The organism is Pseudomonas sp. BYT-1, assembly GCF_023611805.1.
GTDB lineage: Bacteria > Pseudomonadota > Gammaproteobacteria > Pseudomonadales > Pseudomonadaceae > Aquipseudomonas > Aquipseudomonas guariconensis.
Map to the genome: position 1 here is coordinate 2155747 of NZ_CP072559.1, position 17452 is coordinate 2173198.

Sequence of the window (17452 nt, forward strand, 5' to 3'; positions counted from 1 at the left end):
TAGGTTGCTAACTAAACAAACATGGAAGACCGTGATTATGAAAACCGTTCTAGCTGCTGCAGCACTGTCCCTTGTCGCTGCGTCTGCCGGAGCAGCTGAGCTTTCCGGGGCGCTGGGTGCGACAAGTCAAGGCGGCATTACGGCGCGTGCAGGCGTTGGCTTTAACTGGGACAAAAGCTGGTTTGAATCCAGTACTGGCCGTCTAACCGGTTACTGGGATGCTGGGTATACCTATTGGGAAGCAGGAGATGCTTCCGGTGGCGCTCACTCGCTGTCCTTTGCGCCAGTTTTCGTTTACGAGTTCGGCAGCGGTAACGTGAAGCCATTCGTTGAGGCTGGCATCGGCCTGGCGGTCTTCTCTGGTACGTCCGCAGGTGACCAGGACTTTGGTTCGGCCTTCAACTTCGAAGACCGCATCGGTGCGGGCTTGAAGATCGGCGAGACGCAGAAGGTTGGCATCCGAGCGATTCACTACTCCAACGCTGGCATTAAGCAGCCCAACGACGGTATCGAGTCGTACTCGCTGTTCTACAGCCACCAGATTTAAAAAAGCACGATCCCTCTTTGCCCGCCCTGTGCGGGCTTTTTTGTGCCTAGGTAATCATACCGGCCGATGCCTGGCATAGAGCCTGTTGGCCATGTAACTGACTCTCTGTGTACCGTTTTTACTTGCCCGCGCCCTAATAAGGGTCTAAATCGGGTCATTTTTTAGGAACCACTCATGGCCGAACCAGCAAGCACGACTGCCGGCGTCCTGCTGGTGAAGTACGGCGTGATCATTGGCGGCTTCGCAGGAGCGATCCTCTCGCTGACCTTCCTGCGCGGCCTCACCCGTGGCCAGGCGGTCGCCGCGTTCTTCACCGGCTTCGCTTCTGCAGTGTTCTGCACCCCGCTCGCCATCAGTTACTTCAACCTTGGCACAAGCGGAGAAACCCAATACGGCGTGGCCTTTCTGATAGGGCTACTGGCAATGAACATCATCCCAGTCCTGAAGTCGGTGGTGAGTCAGTTCGGAGCCAAGGGGGCTACCTGATGAGCTCAACCCTGATTCAAGTCCTGATCGGCGCCAATGCATTCCTGAGCGTCCTGGTGGTGATCGCAGCCTGCGACTACCTCCGGCGGATTCGCCCGATGGATCACCCGCTGCTCGCCGTCGCGTTCTACCTAGTCGCCATCGGCGCGTTCGGCTCGTTCGTCCTGGCCATGAACGGCCATGTGCCCACCCTGTACGGCGTGATCCTCAAGCTGGGGATCGTCCTGTATGCGGTCGCCCGGCGAGGGCATGTGTTCCAGCCGGGGTAGGGCGCACCACAAACCAACATGTGCCATTTCGTGGCGCCGGTTTCAGAGACTAGATTGGCCCATGAAGATAAACGGGATCTCAATAAAATCAGTGCCGGCGTCAATGGTGTAGGCGATGGCGTGCCGCCTCACTGTCTCGACTAGCTGGCGCGCTTCCCAAGGCGCTTCGGGAACGCGAATAATTAAGGTGGCCGCCTGGTCGTCCTGATAATGGCTGGGAACTCTTGCGCAGGCATCCAAAGCCGCCAAGAGGGCATCCAGCGGGCTGGTTTGGCCAGGGTCTAGCCTGTAGAACAGGCTGTCCTTTCCGAGGGCCCATGCATAGATGAACTTTGCTGCAGATAGCAGTTGGTCATCAGGCGTCACGTGATCTGGTTTCATGGTTATGTTTTTGTCCCATTGAGCCTGTGAAAACTCGACGGACTTTTGATAGACGTCTAGGCCGGATCTGACTGCCGAAAAGCCGGCTGCCGAGACGGCTGCAATGGCGAGTGCAAGGACCGACGCCTTTGCAACAGAAGCGAACTGCATACCTAGTCCCTCAGTAAAATTCACATCACCTTAAATACTGCCCCAGCGAGGCACCAAAGTCTCAAGGAATTCCTATGGCGCTGACAGCAAAACAGCAGCGCTTCGTCGACGAATACCTGATCGACCTGAATGCCACGCAAGCCGCTATCCGCGCTGGGTTCAGCGCAAAGACCGCCCGCCAGGCCGGGAATCGCCTGTTGACAAATGTTGACATTCAGCAGGCCATCCAAGCTGGCATGGAGGCGCGCTCCGGCAGGGTGGCAATCACCCAGGACATGGTGCTGCGGGAGCTGGCAAAGATCGGCTTCAGTGATATCCGCAAGGTAGTCCGCTGGGGCGAGAGCATGGTGCGCATGGCTGACGCCGATGATGAAGGCGCTGAAGACATGGTGCCGTATCACGGCCTGGCATTGATCGACTCCACCGAGATTGACGATGACACGGCTGCCGCCATCGCTGAGGTTTCTCAGGGGCGCGACGGCCTGAAGGTCAAGCTGCACGACAAGAAAGGTGCTCTGGTCGATATCGGCCGACACCTTGGGATGTTCACTGCTCCCGGGCACGCTGACCTGGATGTCGAGCTGAAGCGAATCGAGGTTGAGAACAAGCGACTGACCAACGAGAAGCTGCGCCGCGAGCTTGAGCCGCCAAAAGAGGTTGAGGGCGAGTTCGCCCAGGCCGAGTACACCTTGAGTCCTGACGAAGATGGCCCGACTACCCCGTACCTATGAGGCGCCGGTCAAGCTGACGCCCAAGCAGGCAAACATCTACGTATGGGGATTCCAGCGTAATGCCCGCTTCCGCGATGCGGTGTGTGGCCGTCGATTCGGCAAGACCTTCCTCGGCAAGGCAGAGATGCGCCGCGCGGCCCGGCTGGCTGCGGAGTGGGGCGTGAGCGTCGAGGATGAGATCTGGTACGCGGCTCCGACCCAGAAGCAGGCCCGACGGGTGTTCTGGCGTCGACTGAAGCAGGCCATCCCGCGAGAGTGGCGGGAGTGCAAGCCGAACGAGTCGGACATGCTGATCACGCTCAAGAGCGGTCACCTGATTCGCTGTGTCGGCCTGGAGAACTACGACGACCTGCGCGGCTCCGGCCTGTTTTTCGTGCTGGTGGACGAATGGGCTGACTGCAAGTGGGCTGCCTGGGAAGAAGTCCTGCGGCCGATGCTGTCCACCTGCGAATACGTCGTGCCCGGTATTGGCAAATGCAAGGGCGGTCATGCGCTGCGCATCGGCACCCCCAAGGGCTTCAATCACTGCTTCGACACATACCGCGACGGCCAGGTAGGTGGCGAGCCAGACCACAAGAGCTGGCTCTATACCTCACTGCAGGGCGGTAATGTTCCGGCTGAGGAGCTAGACGCGGCGCGCCGCAAGATGGACCCGCGCACATTCCGGCAGGAGTATGAGGCCAGCTTCGAGAACTACGCCGGGGTCGTCTACTACACCTTCAGCCGAAGCGAGAGCCGCACCAGCGAGCGAATCAAGCCTGGCGAGGCCCTGCACATCGGCATGGACTTCAACGTCATGAAGATGGCCGCGGTGGTCTATGTCGTCCGCGATGGCCTGCCTTTGGCCCTTGATGAGTTCCACTCGGTTCGTGACACGCCGGAGATGATCGAGAAGATCAAGGCGCGTTTCCCAGGGCACGGCATAGCGGTCTATCCCGACGCAAGTGGCCAGAACACCAGTAGCAAGAACGCCAGCGAGTCGGACCTGTCCCTGCTGCGCAAAGCTGGATTCACGGTGATCGTGGACACGCAGAACCCCAGCGTCAAAGACCGGGTGAACTCGGTCAATGCCATGCTGCTGAACGGCTACGGCGAGCGCCGATTGAAGGTCAACATCGACCAATGCCCGCAGCTGACGCTGTGCCTGGAGCGGCAGACCTACGACAAGCATGGCGACCCGGACAAAGACCCCAAGAAGGGGCACGACCACATGAATGACGCCGCCGGCTACTTCATCGCCAAGCGATACCCGATCAACGTGGCGACGACCACAAGCCAATCCCTGAGAATGTGACCATGAGCGATAACCCGAGCATCACGCTGCCCGCTGTCGACGCGATGCGCGCCTACTGGGCCGTGATCTCGCCGCTCATGGGCGGGACGATGGCGATGCGTGCGGCGGGGAAATCCCTGCTGCCGCAGTACCCCGCCGAAGACGACGAGGCCTACAAAGAGCGCCTGCGCCTCTCGACCCTGCTGCCGGCGTACTCCGAGACCGTGGGTAACATGACCTCCCGAGTGTTCGCCGAGCCGCTGCAGGTGGGCGACGATGTGCCAGAGGCCATTGTCGAGATGACCAAGGACATCGACCACGCGGGCAATGATCTGAACTCCTGGGCGGTCGGGTTCTTCACCGAGGGCCTGAGCCATGGTCTGTGTCACGCCTTCGTCGATCACCCGCCAGCGAGTGAACTGAAGACCCAGGCCGACGAGCAGGCCGCTGGTGTGCGCCCCTACGTTGTGATGGTGAGGCCTGAGCAAGTGCTCGGCTGGCGCTCCAAGGGCGGTGTGCTGACCATGGTCCGCTACATCGAGGTGGTCGAGGAGGAAGACGGGGAATTCGGCTCCAAGTGCGTCGAGCAGATTCGCGTGCTGGAGCCGGGCGCCTGGCGAACCTATCGCAGGACGGCCAAGGCCGTGCGTGGCAAGCAGGCCGCATCTGGCGGCACCTGGGAACTGCACGAGGAAGGCATCAACAGCCTGGTCGCGATCCCCTGGGTTACCTTCTACACCGGCCGCACCGGCTTCATGACGGCCAAGCCGCCACTGATTGAGCTGGCGCACCTGAACGTGAAGCACTGGCAGAGCCAGAGCGACCAGGACAACATCCTCCACGTTATCCGTGTGCCGATCCTGGTGCGCATCGGTATCCAGGCCCAGTTCGACAATCAGGGGAAGGTGATCCCTCCAGAGTTCAAGGTGGGCACAGGCCAGCTGACCGATCTGCCCAAGGACGGCGACCTCAAGTACGTCGAGCACACCGGCCAGGCCGTCGATGCGGGTCGCACCGCGCTGCAGGACCTGATCAACGAGATGCGCATGGCCGGGGCCAAGCTGCTGACGCCGGACAAGACGGCCACCAAGACCGCCACCCAGGCGGAGGAGGAGGCGGCACAGGAACTGTCCCCGCTGGCACGCATGGCGCACCACTTCGCCGACTGCCTGGCGCAGCTGCTCCAGTTCATGGCCGATTATCGCGGCCTGGGCGATGGCGGAACCGTCGAGATGCGCGGCAACTTCGATGTCGACTACATGCCGGAGGTGTCGCTGCCGACGCTGGTGTCCATGGCCAATGCAGGGATGATCAGTAAGGAGACGCTATTCACCGAGATGCAGCGGCGCGGCGTGATCAGCGATGAATACGACTGGGAAGAGGAACTGGCGAAGATTGAGGCCCAGGGCCCGGCACTCGGTACGCTGTGATGAAGACGGCCAACGAGAAGCTGCTGAGCGAGCTGATCGGGCATGAGGTCGACCTGTCCAGGCTGAGCAACAGCCAGGTTGTGGCAATCATCAGGATTCTGAACAGTTCAGACCCTGAGCTGAGGGCAGCGCTCATTGCTGCCATCGACAGCCTGGATGCAGGCGCGTCGGTTGCGGCGATCGATGCTGCCCTGGCACCCGTGCTGCGGATCAATCAATCGACGTTCTTTAGCCTGCAGCAGGCGATCACAGGCGTCATCGATGGCGTAGCAAGCTACGAGATCGCGTTCCAGGCTGGCGCGCTTACAGCGGCTGTTCCTGAGCTTGTACAGGCGCGATTCCCGGTTGTCGTGGCGCAGTTCAGCCAGGTACGCGCCATTGCGCTGGCAAGGCCATTCCAAGGTCGGCTGCTGAGCGAGTGGATGGCGGGCATCGAGGCTGACCGCGCTGCGTCGATCCGAGATGCCGTTCGGTCCGGGGTCCTTGAGGGCCGCATGACGCCGGAGATCGTCCGGCAGATCATGGGCACCAAGGCTGAGAAGTACGCTGACGGCATCCTGCAGAGGTCTCGCCGGGAGGTGGAGGCGGTTGTCCGGTCCGCGGTATCCAGCACGGCGGAAACCGCCAGCGACAAGGCGTTCGAGGCCAACAGCGACATCATCAGCCACGTTGAATGGCTGAGCACGCTGGATAACCGGACATCGACGACCTGCCGAATCCGCGACCGCCTGCCGTACACGCTGGGCACCTATCAGCCCATCGGGCACAAGGTGCCGTGGCTGGCCGGCCCGGGCCGTATCCACTTCTGCTGCCGCTCGACCAAGCTGCCAATCCTAAAGAGCGTCCTAGCGCTCGGGATCAGCGACGCGGCGACCCGTGCAAGCATGGACGGGCAGGTACCGCAGCAGACCACGTACGCTCAATGGCTTGCACGCCAGCCTGCCGCCCGCCAGGACGAAATCCTCGGCCCGGAGCGGGGGAAGCTGCTGCGCCAGGACAAGCTGAAGCTGCAGGACTTCTACAACGACAAAGGCAAGTTCCTGACGCTCGATGAGCTGCGGGATCGACTGTTGTAGTCCGCGCCACAAAACACCAAAGCGCCATTTCGTGGCGCGCAATTGCAAAGCCTCGCCCAGTGCGGGGCTTTTTCATGCCTGCGGTTCGGATGGACGGGGCGACCTGGGGCCGGATGGCTCACCAACAGGCCGGATGGCCCAGAGAGACGAAATGAAACTCAAGACTGTTGAAGTGGATGGCAAGCAATACGCAGAGATCCAGGATGGCAAGCCGGTCTACGTTGAGGACGATGGTAAAGAGGTCGCCTTCGATGCTGTGGGCACCCGCAACACCATTACTCGACTGAACGCCGAGGCCAAGTCGCATCGTGAGCGTGCCGATGGCTACGAGAAGACCGTGAAGGCCTTCGAAGGCATCGAAGATGCCGCGGCCGCCAAGAAAGCCCTAGAGATCGTCGCCAACCTCGACGCCAAGAAGCTGGTGGATGCCGGCGAAATCGAGAAGGTGAAGGGTGAAATCAGCAAGGCCTTCCAAACCCAGCTGGATGAAGCCAACACCAAGGCGCAGACCTTCGAGCAGCAACTGTATGCCGAGAAAATCGGCGGCAGCTTCGCGCGCTCGCAGTTTATCGCCGAGAAAATGGCTGTTCCTGCTGACATGGTCCAGGCCGCTTTCGGCAGCAACTTCAAGATCGAGGAAGGCAAGGTCGTCGCGTACGACGCTCAGGGCCAGAAGATCTTCAGCCGCGCTCGCCCTGGCGAACTGGCCGACTTCAACGAAGCGCTCGAAACCCTCGTCTCGCAGTACCCCCATCGCGACCACATCCTGAAGAGCTCCGGCGCCAATGGCGGCGGCGCGCCGAACGGCGGTGGCCAGCACAAAACCACGAAGGGCAACTTCGGTGGCACCAAGGCTGAACGCCTGGAAGCCATCAAGGGCCTGACCGCAAGCGAATAAGGAGGCCCAATGGCCCTTTCGAACATGAAGGTGTTCAACGAATACCTCAAGCGCACCACCATCGAGACCCTGGCTCAGGATGTCGAGAAGTTCAACGCATCCTCGGCCGGTGCCATCCGCCTGACTACTCAGGGCATCGACGGCGACTTCCTGCAGGAATCGTTCTGGGCAGGTCTGCACGGCGCCCAGCGTCGTGTCGACCGCTACGCTGCCAACGGCGCCCAGGCGTCCACCCCGCTGGCCCAAAAGCAGTACGACTCGGTGAAGATTGCCGGCGGCTTCGGCCCGATCCTTTGGGAGCCTTCCCAGTTGTCCTGGGTCCAGAAGAACCCGGAAGAAGCGCTGGAAGTGATCAGCCGCAACCTGTCCGAAGCCATCATGGCGGACCAGCTGAACACCGCAATTTCTGCCCTGGCTGCCGCCATCGGTAACCAGCCGACCGCCACCAACGACGTTTCGGCGACCGCTGGCGTGACCTACGTCGCGATCAACAACGCTCACGCCCTGTTCGGTGACGCCTCGCAGCGCCTGGTGGCCCAGGTCATGACCGGTGCCATGTATCACAAGCTGGTCGGCCAGAACCTCGCCAACGCCGAGCGCCTGTTCCAGTTCTCCGGCGTGCAGGTGGTCGACATCCTCGGCAAGGCCGTGATCATCACCGACGCCCCTGCGCTGTACGAGGCCGGCACCCCGAACAAGCAGAAGGTGCTCAGCCTGGCCGACGGCGCCGCGGTGGTGATGGATGGCTCCGACCTGATCACCAACATCGAGACCTCCAACGGCAAGGAGCGTATCGAGACCACCATGCAGGCCGACTACACCTTTGGCCTGGGCCTCAAGGGCTACACCTGGGACACCGCCAACGGCGGCAAGTCGCCGACCAACGCCGAGCTGTCCACCGGCACCAACTGGGATCTGGTGGCGAACAGCATCAAGGCCTCGGCCGGCGTGCTGACCATCGGTGACGCCACCAAGTAACCGGTACCGCGCCCTCCGGGGCGCCTTCCCCAGGAGATCGCCATGAGCGAGAAAGTGATTTACGAGAAACACCCGGTCAGCCCTGAGCGAAAGGCCGAACTGCGGCAGAAGGGGTACAAGATCATCGATGCGCGCTTCGCGCCCGATGGCTACGAGCACCCGGAGCCGCTGAAGGACACCAAAGGCTCGAAGGCTGGCAAGTCGGCTGCCGACAAGAAGGCCGCTGAAGCAGCCGAACTGAAGGCAAAGCTGCAGGCCGCCCTGAGCGAGAAGGGTGTGCAGTTCAGTCCTGACGCGAGCGCGGAAGACCTGCAGAAGCTGCTGGACGAGGCCAAGTAATGACCATCTACATCACCGTCGAGCAGGTAGACGCCCTGCTTGGGCCGACCTGGGCGCCCGACGACCAGAAGGCCAGGGCGGTGCTGATGGCCAATACCTGGCTCACCAATCTCGGCCTGCCTGAGTTCGATCCGGTACCGGACGACGTAATTCAGGCCGGCGCCGAGATCGCCCGGGAGGCAGCCGCCGGCAACATCTACGGCAGCAAGGAGACCGGCGTGCTTAGCAAGTCGGTCAACGCTGACGGGGTTTCCAGCAGCAAAACCTACTCGGAAACCTCCCGCACCATCAGCGCTGGCGAATCGTTCGCCCTGGCGTTGCTGGCGCATTACCTGAACAGCAGCGGCCAGACCAAAATCGTGAGGGGCTGATATGGGACTTCGCGATGAACTGCAGGCCGACCTGGCCCAGGCGTTCAATACGGACCTGGCCGACGCGGTGCTGGCCTTCACGGGCGAGTACATGGGTCCTGGCGTGTGGGATCCGGTCAACGAAACCACGACGGCCCAGCCAGTGACGTACACGGGCCGAGGCGTGCTGTCCCGCTACGAAGATAGCCGGATCGACAACGTGAACATCCTGGTCGGCGACCTGCGCCTCACCGCGCTTGCCAACGAGGTCACCGATACCCCGGACGTTGGGCACAAGATCACCGCGTCCGACCTGATGGACCGGTCCAAGCAGGTGGTCTACCTGGTCAAGTCGGTGCGCTCCGACCCGGCGTCGGCCACCTACCGACTGCAGCTGAGGAAATAGCCATGGCAAAAAGCAGGGGATGGAGCACGCCGCCAAGCTTGTTTGCTGGCGTTGTTGAGGATCAGCTAGCCCTTCGAGTGCGCACGATCTCGGCTGAAATACTTCAGCTCATTCTGCTGGCTTCTCCGGTCGACACTGGCAGGTTCAGGGGCAATAACATCGTCAGCATCGGCGCGCCGGTCTACGCGGTTTCAGCCGCGGTCGATCCGGATAGTGATGAAACCTTCGATCGCGGATTGTCGGTCATGAGTGGATTGGCGCCGTTTACCCAAGTGTTCATACAGAACAATCTGCCATATGCCGTCCCGCTCGAAGATGGCCACTCGAAGAAAGCCCCTGCCGGGATCTACGGCGTTTCATTCAATAGCGTCGCGCAGAAGTACAGCTCATGACCTTCGAACAGATTCGCGCCATCGTGATCGGGCGCATGCAACAGTGGGCGGGCATACCGCCTGATGCGGTGGACTACCCGAACAGCAGCGCGCCATTCGACCCAACCGGCAAACCGATCTGGGCCAGGCTTTCCGATGTGCCGGGTCTATCCAGCGCACCGGAGGTCGGCATCGGCCCCTGCGTGCGTCGCACCGGAATCATAATCGTCCAGCTGTTCGTGCCCAGCTACAAAGGGACGCTGGCCATTACCAAGGCCGCCGATACGCTGGTCGAGCATTTCCAGTTCTACAGCGACCCAGCCGGTCCATTCGAGTGTTACGCGGCCTCTGCCAGCACAATCGGCGACGATGGTCACGGCTGGTACCAAGTCAACCTGTCCATTCCATACCGGGCCTACTGAGGTCAGCGGGAGAAGCTATGCAGAGCAACAGCAAGCCATTCATCGTGGTCGACGGCGTCACCTATATCAACGAGGCCATGGTTCGTGAGGCCACGATGAGCGTGAGACTCAGCTCCAAGGCTTCGGATGAGGTCGGGCGCCCTCTGGTAGAGCTGGATTTGTCCAGCGGTTCGATCACCCTGCGAAGCAGGGCAGAAGGCAGTGAGCAAGGCATCGCCGGTCAAGTGATCGTCGATGCGGCGCGCGGGACAGTGAAGTTAAGTCGCGATGAACGCGGGCGGTACTTTGCTGCTGGGGTGGAACTGGGGGTTGATGAAGTGCTTCATAAGCTGAACATCAGCATCGCTGAAACCCATCTTGCGGCCGACCTAGCGGAGAAGATCAAAGAGGCAGTAACGACTGGCATTCGATCTGGCTACCAAGCGGTTCTCAAGGATCTGGGGAAGGGCGCCTGAGCAGTGCCGAATCCACCCTTTTAAAGCCCGCCACATGGCGGTTTTTTTACGCCTATTGATAGGAGAAACACGCCATGTCGAGTGGTGCAAAGGTTGCAACCGCCTGGATTCGTGAAGTCACGCCAGGCATCACCCCGCCGGGCCCCTGGAACGTGCTGACGCGTACCAGCTTCGGGGTCGGCCCCAGCTACAACACCGCCGAGAACAATGAGATCGGCGAAGACCGCATGTCGCAAGGTACCGCCCAGACCACCGTGGACGTGGCAGGCGATGTCGGTACCAAGATGCGCTTTGGCGCGCTGGACGAGTTCATGGCCTCCTGCTTCGGCAAGGATTGGGACAACAACGTCCTGACCATGGGTAACGACCGGATCAGCTTTAGCCTAGGCTACTATGCCGCGGACGTCGGCATCGCCGGCAAGGCCACCGGCGCCCAGGTCGCCACAATGAACATCCAAGTGCCGAATGACGGCGAGATCGAGGTGACCACCAGCTTTGCTGCGACCGGCTGGCAGGACAAGGGCGACGACACCAACTTCATCCTCACGCCGGTGGCCGAAGCATTCCAGCGCCGCTATGGCTTCAAGGACGTCTCCGGCCTCAAGCTGAACGGGGTGCAGGTCGGCGACAACAACGTTTGCGTCGACACCTTCAACCTGCAGTTCGACAATGCCGTCCAGACCCAGCGCTGTATCGGCAACGGAAACCCCTTTGCCGGCAATATCATCCCGACCACCTTCACGCCGTCGGGCAGCATCACGCTGAGCTGGTCGAAGACGGCCTACGAGCTGTGGAAGAAGCAGCAGACCGGCGATGCGATCAGCTTCGAATTCACTCTGGGCAATGCCGACGGCGCCTACGACATCCTAATCCCGGAGATGGAAATCAGCGGTTCCTGGCCGGATGGCGGAGCCACCGACATCATCCAGGTGGAGCTGACCTACACTGCCCGTCGCGTGTCGCCGACCATCACCCGCCGTCCGGCACCGCCGGCGCCTACTGGTGTGACCGTGGCCCCATCGACCGCCAGCGTGGCCGTTGGTGCTACTACCAACTTGGCCGCTACCGTCGCCCCGGCTGGCGCGACCCAGACCGTTACCTGGTCCAGCTCCGATGCGAGCAAGGCCACCGTCAGCGCCACCGGCGTCGTGACCGGTGTGGCTGTCGGCACCGCGACCATCACCGCCACCAGCACCGTGGATGGCACCAAAAAAGGCACCGCGGCGATCACTGTCACGGCGTAACCATTGCCCGGCACGCCCTGCGGTGTGTCGGGCCTTTTACCGCAGAGGAAACCCATGGGATTCACCATCGCTCGAAAGCCTGAGCTGGACCTCCACGGCCAGCGCTGGGTGGAGTTCGCGCCCGGCGCCAAGATCTTGGTTGGCTCCGCCGCTGACCCCTTGTACCGATCACACCGCGCGCTGATCAACCGGCACCTGGCGGCAGTCGACTCCCAGGCCGGCGTCGGCACCAAGCAGTTCAGCGTTGCGCAGATCCCTCAGGCCGAGATCGAGGTCGACGACGAACTCTACATGGACCTGGTGGCGCACCACCTGATCAAGGATTGGCAGGGCGTCGACGTGGCTGATCGCCCGGGTGAGCCTGCGCCGTATACCCCGGAACTGGGCAAGGCCCTGATCGAGCAGATGCCGAGCGTCTACTTCCTGGCCCTGCGCACCGGAGTCGACATAGCCAACCGCGTCGAGGAGCGCATCAAGGAGTCGGTGGGAAAGCTCTCGCCGTCTACCGATGGGGCCGCGACTGGGCGGGCGAAGAAAACGAGAAAAAGCGCTGGAAACGCGAGCGCCTGAGCGGCGTAGCCGCGGTTCCGCCAGCCCCGGAGATTGATCCGATCACTGACCAGCTGCTCGACGCCTACAACGCGATCAGCAGGTCACGGCAGTACGTCGGCATGATGGCCGCGCCAGCGCCGATCACCGCAGGCATGGTGAGCGAGTACCTGGCCCGGCACCCGACCGCCATCGATCGCGACGAGCTCGAGGCCGTGGTGTTCGCCCTGGATGAAGAATTCCGCGCCAACTGGGCGGAGCAGAACAGCAACGACTGACGCGGCCAGGCCGCAGGAGAGGGGTATGTATCAGAGTGAACCGGGATCTGTCGCGGTGCCTGAAAGTCAGATCATCGTGAAGGCTGGCAAATTCGCCATCGACTTGAAGGAAATGAAGGAGGGCCCGAGAGAGTTGCTCGTCGTCGAGGAGCGACTCTCCCGGGTCGAGAAAAAACTCGGCATCAAGCCAGAGGATGCTCGCTGAAAAACTCAGAAATGACCTTTGGGTTAGGCCGAACTGGTCCATTTTTAGGAATTGCCTCTGCGACTTGGAGAGCAAACTTTCTTGCACCTTCCAGGCCTTCTTTTCCCTGCGTTGCGGCAAGCTGGTGAACAAGGCCAGCTATCACACAGTTGAGGTTCTGCAGGTCAGCTCCGTGAGCGTTCACCGCATCAATGAGCTGTTGGTTTAACTCTGCTTGAGTCATTGGTAGTCCTTTTGGTCACGGTGCCCCGGTCCATAGGCTTTCCGGCAACGGACCGGGGCGGTTCGTTGGGAGGCACAACGCTACTACGCCCCGGTCCAGCCCACGTACTGGCTTTCCGTCCAGGGTGGATGGGTGGGCAGGCCGAATAGTGGCAAATTGACACTCCATGCTCAGAGGAAGTAGATTCGCGAGCTTCAAGCGCCGATGGCCTTCCGCCTTGGCCAAACAGCAAAGGAAGTATGTAAGTGGCCAAGTTCATGTGGATCGTCACCATCATAATGTCATTGATTGGGGCAGTAATCGGTTATGGCGGTATCCATATGGCGACCAGCGCCCCGCAGGAAGCAGCCTCCGCTGCGATGGGGCTGGCTTGCGCAGTTATTCCATACTGCATTGCCAAAGCTTTGACAGAATTGCGTTCTCTTTAACGTCGATGTGGTATGCCTGAAGCCCAGCCCTGCGCTGGGCTTTTTGCATCTGGCTCACTCCCGGCCCCGGCGCTTCCACGCATAGTGGCCCCATAGCTCAGGTGTGGAAAGCCCGCCCGATGGTGTCAGCCGATCAGCTTTCCAATGAAGTGGCTGAATCCTCCATGGGCGCGGACAAATTCAGAATAGCTATGCCCCTCAGATCCAGTCAGCTCTGAGATTGCGCGTAACATTTCAATCTTGCTGGAGATTGGGACATCGCTTTCAGCGACAGATCGGACTCGAATCAGGAAATTGATGTAATCGTTAATGGCCAGGTCAAGTTGGCCTATATCCGTATGGGTGAATGCGTCGGAAATCTTCCCTTCCTTTGTGGAAGGAACCCATCTACCGCGTCGAGCAAGAAGCTCTTCGTATGTCTTGTCGCCTAGATAACATTTTGTACCAACAAGGACGAGGTCCGAGTACGGCGTGGTTAGGAATGGAAAGGGCACAAAATAGTGCTCACGATCGAACGCGCTGTCGGCATCTGGGCGCTTAACCGGCGTAGCGGGAGGCTGTTGAGGCGTCACAGATGCTTGGCCAGGATAGATGACATGTCGACGCCCGTCAGCGCCTATAGAGCTGACAACCCTGTCTATTTCCATGGTTTCAATAAAGCGATTTGCACGAGCGAATCCTATTTTCAGCCCCCTCTGGACGAGCGATACCGAGGCTGTTTTGTTTTTTAGTACAAGTTGGACCGCCTTGGGGTACAAGTCGTCATCAATGTCCGAAATTTCCACGGGCTGATCGGTGACATTGTCCGCGCGCTTCGGTGAAAAAATACGCTTGATCCAATTCACGAAGGTAACCCGCTAAGCCATTTCCGGGGTACAAGGCTAACCCATGCGAACCGTGAAATGGTAGATTGCCCTCATCAAACAAGGAGGGTTCATGGAGCTGTTCATCATCTGGCTGGCGTAGCTGGCGTGACTGCCTATTTCGCAAAGCAGAAGGGCAGAAACCCTGTGGGCTGGTTCATCCTGGGCTTTGTCTTCCCCGCCATCGGGCTTATCGCAGTATGGTTGGCAAACCCGCTGGGGGTGGACGAGCAGAAGAGTATCGAGATCGCCAGGAAGTTTGGTGTCTCCTCCCTTTATCGGAAGTGCCCATTCTGCGCCGAGGTTGTCCAAAGGGAAGCAATCAAGTGCAAGCACTGCCAGTCTGACCTAGAGCCGGTCCAAGAGTGACCTGAGACCGAACGAATATAAACCCGCCTTGCGCGGGTTTTTTTATGCCTGGAGATATTGCATGGCTCAAGAATCGCGCCTTGCCGTAACCATCGACTCACGCGGCGCGCAGCGTGACGCAGCATCTATGAGAAAAGAGCTCGAGTCTCTTGAGTCATCTGGAAACCGTGTAGCTCCGGCAATGGATAAAGCTGGGGCGTCCATTGAAAGTGCAGGCCGAAGATCTGATGCAAGCTCGAGAAAGGTCGGCGGCCTCGCTGCCGAGACCGACAAGCTCCTCGGTGTGGTTGGTGGGCTGGCCGCCCCGTTTGCTGCAGCGTTCAGCGTTTCGAAGATCGCGCAGTATTCAGAGCAGTACACCAACCTTACGAACCGCCTGAGGCTTGTGACCGAAGGCACGGAGCAATTAGCGTTTGCTCAGGATTCCGTTTACAGGGTTGCTCAGAACTCTAGACAGTCGCTCCAAAGTACCGCTGAGGTGTATCAGCGGGTGGCCCAGAATGCGAGGCAACTTGGGCTTAGTTTTGCTGACGTGGAGAGCGTCACCGAGACAGTATCGAAGACAGTGGCACTGAGTGGCGCCAGCGCCCAGGCCGCTGAAGCCTCTATGGTCCAGTTTGGCCAGGCTCTAGCCTCTGGCACCCTTCGCGGCGATGAATTAAACAGCATAATGGAGCAAACACCAGCGCTCGCCCAGGCGATTGCGCGTGGTCTCGGCGTCTCTATTGGGCAACTGCGCACCATGGGGGCTGAGGGTAAGCTGACGTCCGAGGCTGTCGTCAAGGCGCTGCAGAGCCAGAAAGACAAAGTGGACGAACTCAGCGGCAGCCTTCAGGTCACGGTCAGTCAATCAATAACTGCATTCAACAACTCGCTGGTCACGACAGTCGGGAAGCTTGATGAGGCTACCGGTGCCAGCGCCCGGCTGGCTCGTGGAATCGTATCCATGGCAGAGGCTATGGATAGGTTCAACTCAGGCGAGTTCCTTGATTTCTTCCGTGACGACAAGCAGACAGTGGCTGGGCTGAACAATGAGCTCAGCGTCACTCTCGCTGGAATTCGAGACCTGCAGAATGCGAGGTCAAAGCTGTCATCTACCGACTCGAGTGATACGGTTTTCTTCAAGTTCAAGTTCTACAGCCGCGAGGAACTGGACAAGGAAATTGCCGGGCTGGAGAGCCGAGCCGCCTCTGTCAGGGCAGTAGTTGCGCAGATGCAGAAGACTGCAGCGCAGCCATCTCTCCAGACACCGAAAGGGGATGATCCAGGTAAGAAGGTGAATGCTGAGTACGAGAAACTTCTAGCCAACCTGAAAAAACAGGCTGCACTCGAGGGCGAAAACACTGAAGCCGCAAGGGTGCGGTATGCAATTGAGGCTGGCGAGCTTGGGAAGCTGCTTCCTGAACAAGAAAAGCTACTTCTGAAATACGCCCAAGAAAAGGATGCAAAGGCGGCAGCGGAGAAGGCGTCCAAGAAAGCAGCTGCGGAGGCAGCCAAGGCTCAAGCTGCGACCGGCAATGGGCTATCAGAATCGCTCAACACCTTCTCCCGCCTCTACGCCCAGTATGACCCAGCATCCCAGGCCGCCCGCGCCCTGACCAAGGAACAGCAGCAGCTGGACCTGACCTTCCAGAAGGGCAAGATCAGCCAGGAGGAGTACGGCAAGGCGCTGGCGCAGGCCTCGACGAACTACGCTGCGGCTATCAAGGGCGCCCAGGGCCTGACCCAGGCCGAGCAGTACCGGGCGCAGATGGAGCGGCAGCTGGCCACCCAGCGCATGGAGTACGCCGCGCAGGCTGATGCCGTGGGCATGGGGCAAAAGGACGCAGCGCGCATGCAGGAGCGCCTGCGGATCGAGCAGGACACCAACAACCGCATCCTTCAGTTGCAGACCGAGCTGGCCAATGCCCAAGGCGAGAAGCAGCGGCAGGACCTGCAGGCGCAGATCGACATCGAGCGCGAGTTTCTGCAGAAGCGCGTGGCTGCTCAGCGCGAGGGATGGTCCCAGATCGACCAGGCCCAGGCCGACTGGAGCAACGGCGCCCGCGGCGCCTTCCAGGACTACATGGACAGTGCCCGGGACGTTGCGGGGCAGACTCGCAACCTGTTCAGCAACGCCTTCGGCAACATGGAAGACGCCGTGGTCACCTTCGTTAAGACAGGAAAGCTGTCGTTCAAGGATTTCGCTGACCAAGTGGTGGCCGACCTCATCCGGATTCAAGTGCGCCAAGCGGCCGCCGGCTTCCTTGGCTCTGCCCTGGGATTCCTAAGCGGAGGAGGGGGCGCGGCGGCGGCCAGTAGCGGCACCATGACCGGTTTCAGCGAGACGATTTCGCGGTCTGGCTTCGCGGCCGGCGGCTATACCGGCGATGGCGGCAAGTTCGAACCGAAGGGTGTCGTCCACGGCGGCGAGTATGTGGTCCGCAAGGAGGTCGTCAGCCAGCCCGGAATGCGCGACCACCTCGATCGGCTCAACAGGAAGGGGTATGCCAGTGGCGGTTATGTCGAGCCGGCAGCGATTGCAACACAGTCTTCCTCGGTGCTCCCTGCAAACCTGACTGGACTACCCCCTATCGTCCAGCACATCAGCGTTCAAGGCACAGCCGACGACGCAACCCTAGCCCGCATCCAACAGGCAGCCCAGAAGGGCGCTCAGGATGGCTACAACCTGGTTCTGCGAGACCTAAAGACCAACGGACCAGCACGCCAACTGATCGCTCGCAACCGATAG

The 17452-nt window shown here is 60.5% G+C and carries 25 protein-coding genes; 22 read left to right on the top strand and 3 right to left on the bottom strand.

Translation table 11 applies throughout. From position 1 onward, the window contains the following. Window positions 1-37: 37 nt before the first annotated feature. The 3 genes from J5X93_RS09980 (at window position 38) to J5X93_RS09990 (ending at window position 1302) form a co-directional block, all read left to right on the top strand. Complete coding sequence (locus tag J5X93_RS09980; RefSeq protein WP_038409512.1) at window positions 38-547, top strand: acyloxyacyl hydrolase; 510 nt, start codon at window positions 38-40, stop codon at window positions 545-547. A gap of 174 nt (window positions 548-721) precedes the next feature. Beyond that, entirely contained in the window at window positions 722-1033 is a 312-nt protein-coding gene (locus J5X93_RS09985; protein ID WP_250034722.1) for a peptidase M48, Ste24p, read from the top strand. Next, the gene (locus tag J5X93_RS09990) at window positions 1033-1302 is read left to right on the top strand and encodes a hypothetical protein (protein ID WP_250034724.1); all 270 of its coding nucleotides are present in this window, start codon (window positions 1033-1035) and stop codon (window positions 1300-1302) included. The genes J5X93_RS09985 and J5X93_RS09990 overlap by 1 nt, the downstream gene beginning before the upstream one ends. 42 nt (window positions 1303-1344) lie before the next feature. On the opposite strand, the gene J5X93_RS09995 is transcribed toward J5X93_RS09990, so the two are convergent. Beyond that, the gene (locus tag J5X93_RS09995; protein WP_250034726.1) at window positions 1345-1833 is read right to left on the bottom strand and encodes a hypothetical protein; all 489 of its coding nucleotides are present in this window, start codon (window positions 1831-1833) and stop codon (window positions 1345-1347) included. A gap of 74 nt (window positions 1834-1907) precedes the next feature. Here J5X93_RS09995 and J5X93_RS10000 point away from each other — a divergent pair, with 74 nt between their 5' ends. The 16 genes from J5X93_RS10000 (at window position 1908) to J5X93_RS10075 (ending at window position 12838) form a co-directional block, all read left to right on the top strand. Beyond that, window positions 1908-2564 (top strand): terminase small subunit, encoded by a 657-nt coding sequence (locus J5X93_RS10000; protein ID WP_250034728.1) that lies wholly within the window; start codon window positions 1908-1910, stop codon window positions 2562-2564. After that, the gene (locus tag J5X93_RS10005; protein ID WP_250034730.1) at window positions 2539-3858 is read left to right on the top strand and encodes a phage terminase large subunit family protein; all 1320 of its coding nucleotides are present in this window, start codon (window positions 2539-2541) and stop codon (window positions 3856-3858) included. The genes J5X93_RS10000 and J5X93_RS10005 overlap by 26 nt, the downstream gene beginning before the upstream one ends. A gap of 2 nt (window positions 3859-3860) precedes the next feature. After that, on the top strand, window positions 3861-5267 hold the full coding sequence (locus tag J5X93_RS10010) for a DUF4055 domain-containing protein (RefSeq protein ID WP_250034732.1): 1407 nt from the start codon (window positions 3861-3863) through the stop codon (window positions 5265-5267). Next, the gene (locus tag J5X93_RS10015) at window positions 5267-6343 is read left to right on the top strand and encodes a hypothetical protein (protein WP_250034734.1); all 1077 of its coding nucleotides are present in this window, start codon (window positions 5267-5269) and stop codon (window positions 6341-6343) included. Before J5X93_RS10010 ends, J5X93_RS10015 begins: the two co-directional genes overlap by 1 nt. Window positions 6344-6494: 151 nt before the next feature. Beyond that, entirely contained in the window at window positions 6495-7241 is a 747-nt protein-coding gene (locus J5X93_RS10020; RefSeq protein WP_250034736.1) for a DUF6651 domain-containing protein, read from the top strand. Window positions 7242-7250: 9 nt separating this feature from the next. Next, on the top strand, window positions 7251-8219 hold the full coding sequence (locus tag J5X93_RS10025) for a major capsid protein (protein WP_250034738.1): 969 nt from the start codon (window positions 7251-7253) through the stop codon (window positions 8217-8219). Between the two features lie 42 nt (window positions 8220-8261). After that, entirely contained in the window at window positions 8262-8558 is a 297-nt protein-coding gene (locus J5X93_RS10030) for a hypothetical protein (protein WP_250034740.1), read from the top strand. Then, a complete protein-coding gene (locus tag J5X93_RS10035) occupies window positions 8558-8929 on the top strand; it encodes a hypothetical protein (RefSeq protein ID WP_250034742.1) in 372 nt (123 codons plus the stop codon). Before J5X93_RS10030 ends, J5X93_RS10035 begins: the two co-directional genes overlap by 1 nt. A gap of 1 nt (window position 8930) precedes the next feature. Then, window positions 8931-9314: a glutamate 5-kinase gene (locus J5X93_RS10040; protein WP_250034744.1), complete on the top strand. Its 384-nt coding sequence runs from the start codon at window positions 8931-8933 to the stop codon at window positions 9312-9314. A gap of 2 nt (window positions 9315-9316) precedes the next feature. Beyond that, the gene (locus J5X93_RS10045; protein ID WP_250034746.1) at window positions 9317-9706 is read left to right on the top strand and encodes an HK97 gp10 family phage protein; all 390 of its coding nucleotides are present in this window, start codon (window positions 9317-9319) and stop codon (window positions 9704-9706) included. After that, on the top strand, window positions 9703-10107 hold the full coding sequence (locus tag J5X93_RS10050) for a phage tail terminator-like protein (RefSeq protein WP_250034748.1): 405 nt from the start codon (window positions 9703-9705) through the stop codon (window positions 10105-10107). Before J5X93_RS10045 ends, J5X93_RS10050 begins: the two co-directional genes overlap by 4 nt. A gap of 17 nt (window positions 10108-10124) precedes the next feature. After that, complete coding sequence (locus J5X93_RS10055) at window positions 10125-10562, top strand: hypothetical protein (RefSeq protein ID WP_250034750.1); 438 nt, start codon at window positions 10125-10127, stop codon at window positions 10560-10562. Between the two features lie 74 nt (window positions 10563-10636). Continuing rightward, entirely contained in the window at window positions 10637-11806 is a 1170-nt protein-coding gene (locus tag J5X93_RS10060; RefSeq protein ID WP_250034752.1) for a phage tail tube protein, read from the top strand. A 54-nt stretch (window positions 11807-11860) separates the two neighbouring features. Further along, entirely contained in the window at window positions 11861-12376 is a 516-nt protein-coding gene (locus J5X93_RS10065) for a phage-derived protein YdaY family protein (RefSeq protein WP_250034754.1), read from the top strand. A gap of 101 nt (window positions 12377-12477) precedes the next feature. Further along, window positions 12478-12633: a hypothetical protein gene (locus J5X93_RS10070; RefSeq protein WP_201775115.1), complete on the top strand. Its 156-nt coding sequence runs from the start codon at window positions 12478-12480 to the stop codon at window positions 12631-12633. Between the two features lie 25 nt (window positions 12634-12658). Further along, the gene (locus tag J5X93_RS10075) at window positions 12659-12838 is read left to right on the top strand and encodes a hypothetical protein (RefSeq protein WP_250034755.1); all 180 of its coding nucleotides are present in this window, start codon (window positions 12659-12661) and stop codon (window positions 12836-12838) included. On the opposite strand, the gene J5X93_RS10080 is transcribed toward J5X93_RS10075, so the two are convergent. After that, entirely contained in the window at window positions 12816-13061 is a 246-nt protein-coding gene (locus J5X93_RS10080; RefSeq protein WP_250034758.1) for a hypothetical protein, read from the bottom strand. The two genes, J5X93_RS10075 and J5X93_RS10080, sit on opposite strands and share 23 nt — an antisense overlap. A gap of 245 nt (window positions 13062-13306) precedes the next feature. Here J5X93_RS10080 and J5X93_RS10085 point away from each other — a divergent pair, with 245 nt between their 5' ends. Beyond that, a complete protein-coding gene (locus tag J5X93_RS10085) occupies window positions 13307-13489 on the top strand; it encodes a hypothetical protein (RefSeq protein ID WP_082405739.1) in 183 nt (60 codons plus the stop codon). 125 nt (window positions 13490-13614) lie between these two features. Here the strand turns inward: J5X93_RS10085 and J5X93_RS10090 are convergent, their stop codons facing one another. Continuing rightward, window positions 13615-14334: a DNA translocase FtsK gene (locus J5X93_RS10090; protein WP_250034761.1), complete on the bottom strand. Its 720-nt coding sequence runs from the start codon at window positions 14332-14334 to the stop codon at window positions 13615-13617. Window positions 14335-14460: 126 nt separating this feature from the next. Here J5X93_RS10090 and J5X93_RS10095 point away from each other — a divergent pair, with 126 nt between their 5' ends. Together J5X93_RS10095 and J5X93_RS10100 are read left to right on the top strand one after the other, a co-directional pair. Next, window positions 14461-14721 carry a zinc ribbon domain-containing protein gene (locus tag J5X93_RS10095; RefSeq protein ID WP_250034764.1) on the top strand — a complete coding sequence of 87 codons (261 nt, stop codon included), beginning with the start codon at window positions 14461-14463 and terminating at the stop codon, window positions 14719-14721. A 61-nt stretch (window positions 14722-14782) separates the two neighbouring features. Continuing rightward, window positions 14783-17452 carry a phage tail tape measure protein gene (locus J5X93_RS10100; RefSeq protein ID WP_250034767.1) on the top strand — a complete coding sequence of 890 codons (2670 nt, stop codon included), beginning with the start codon at window positions 14783-14785 and terminating at the stop codon, window positions 17450-17452.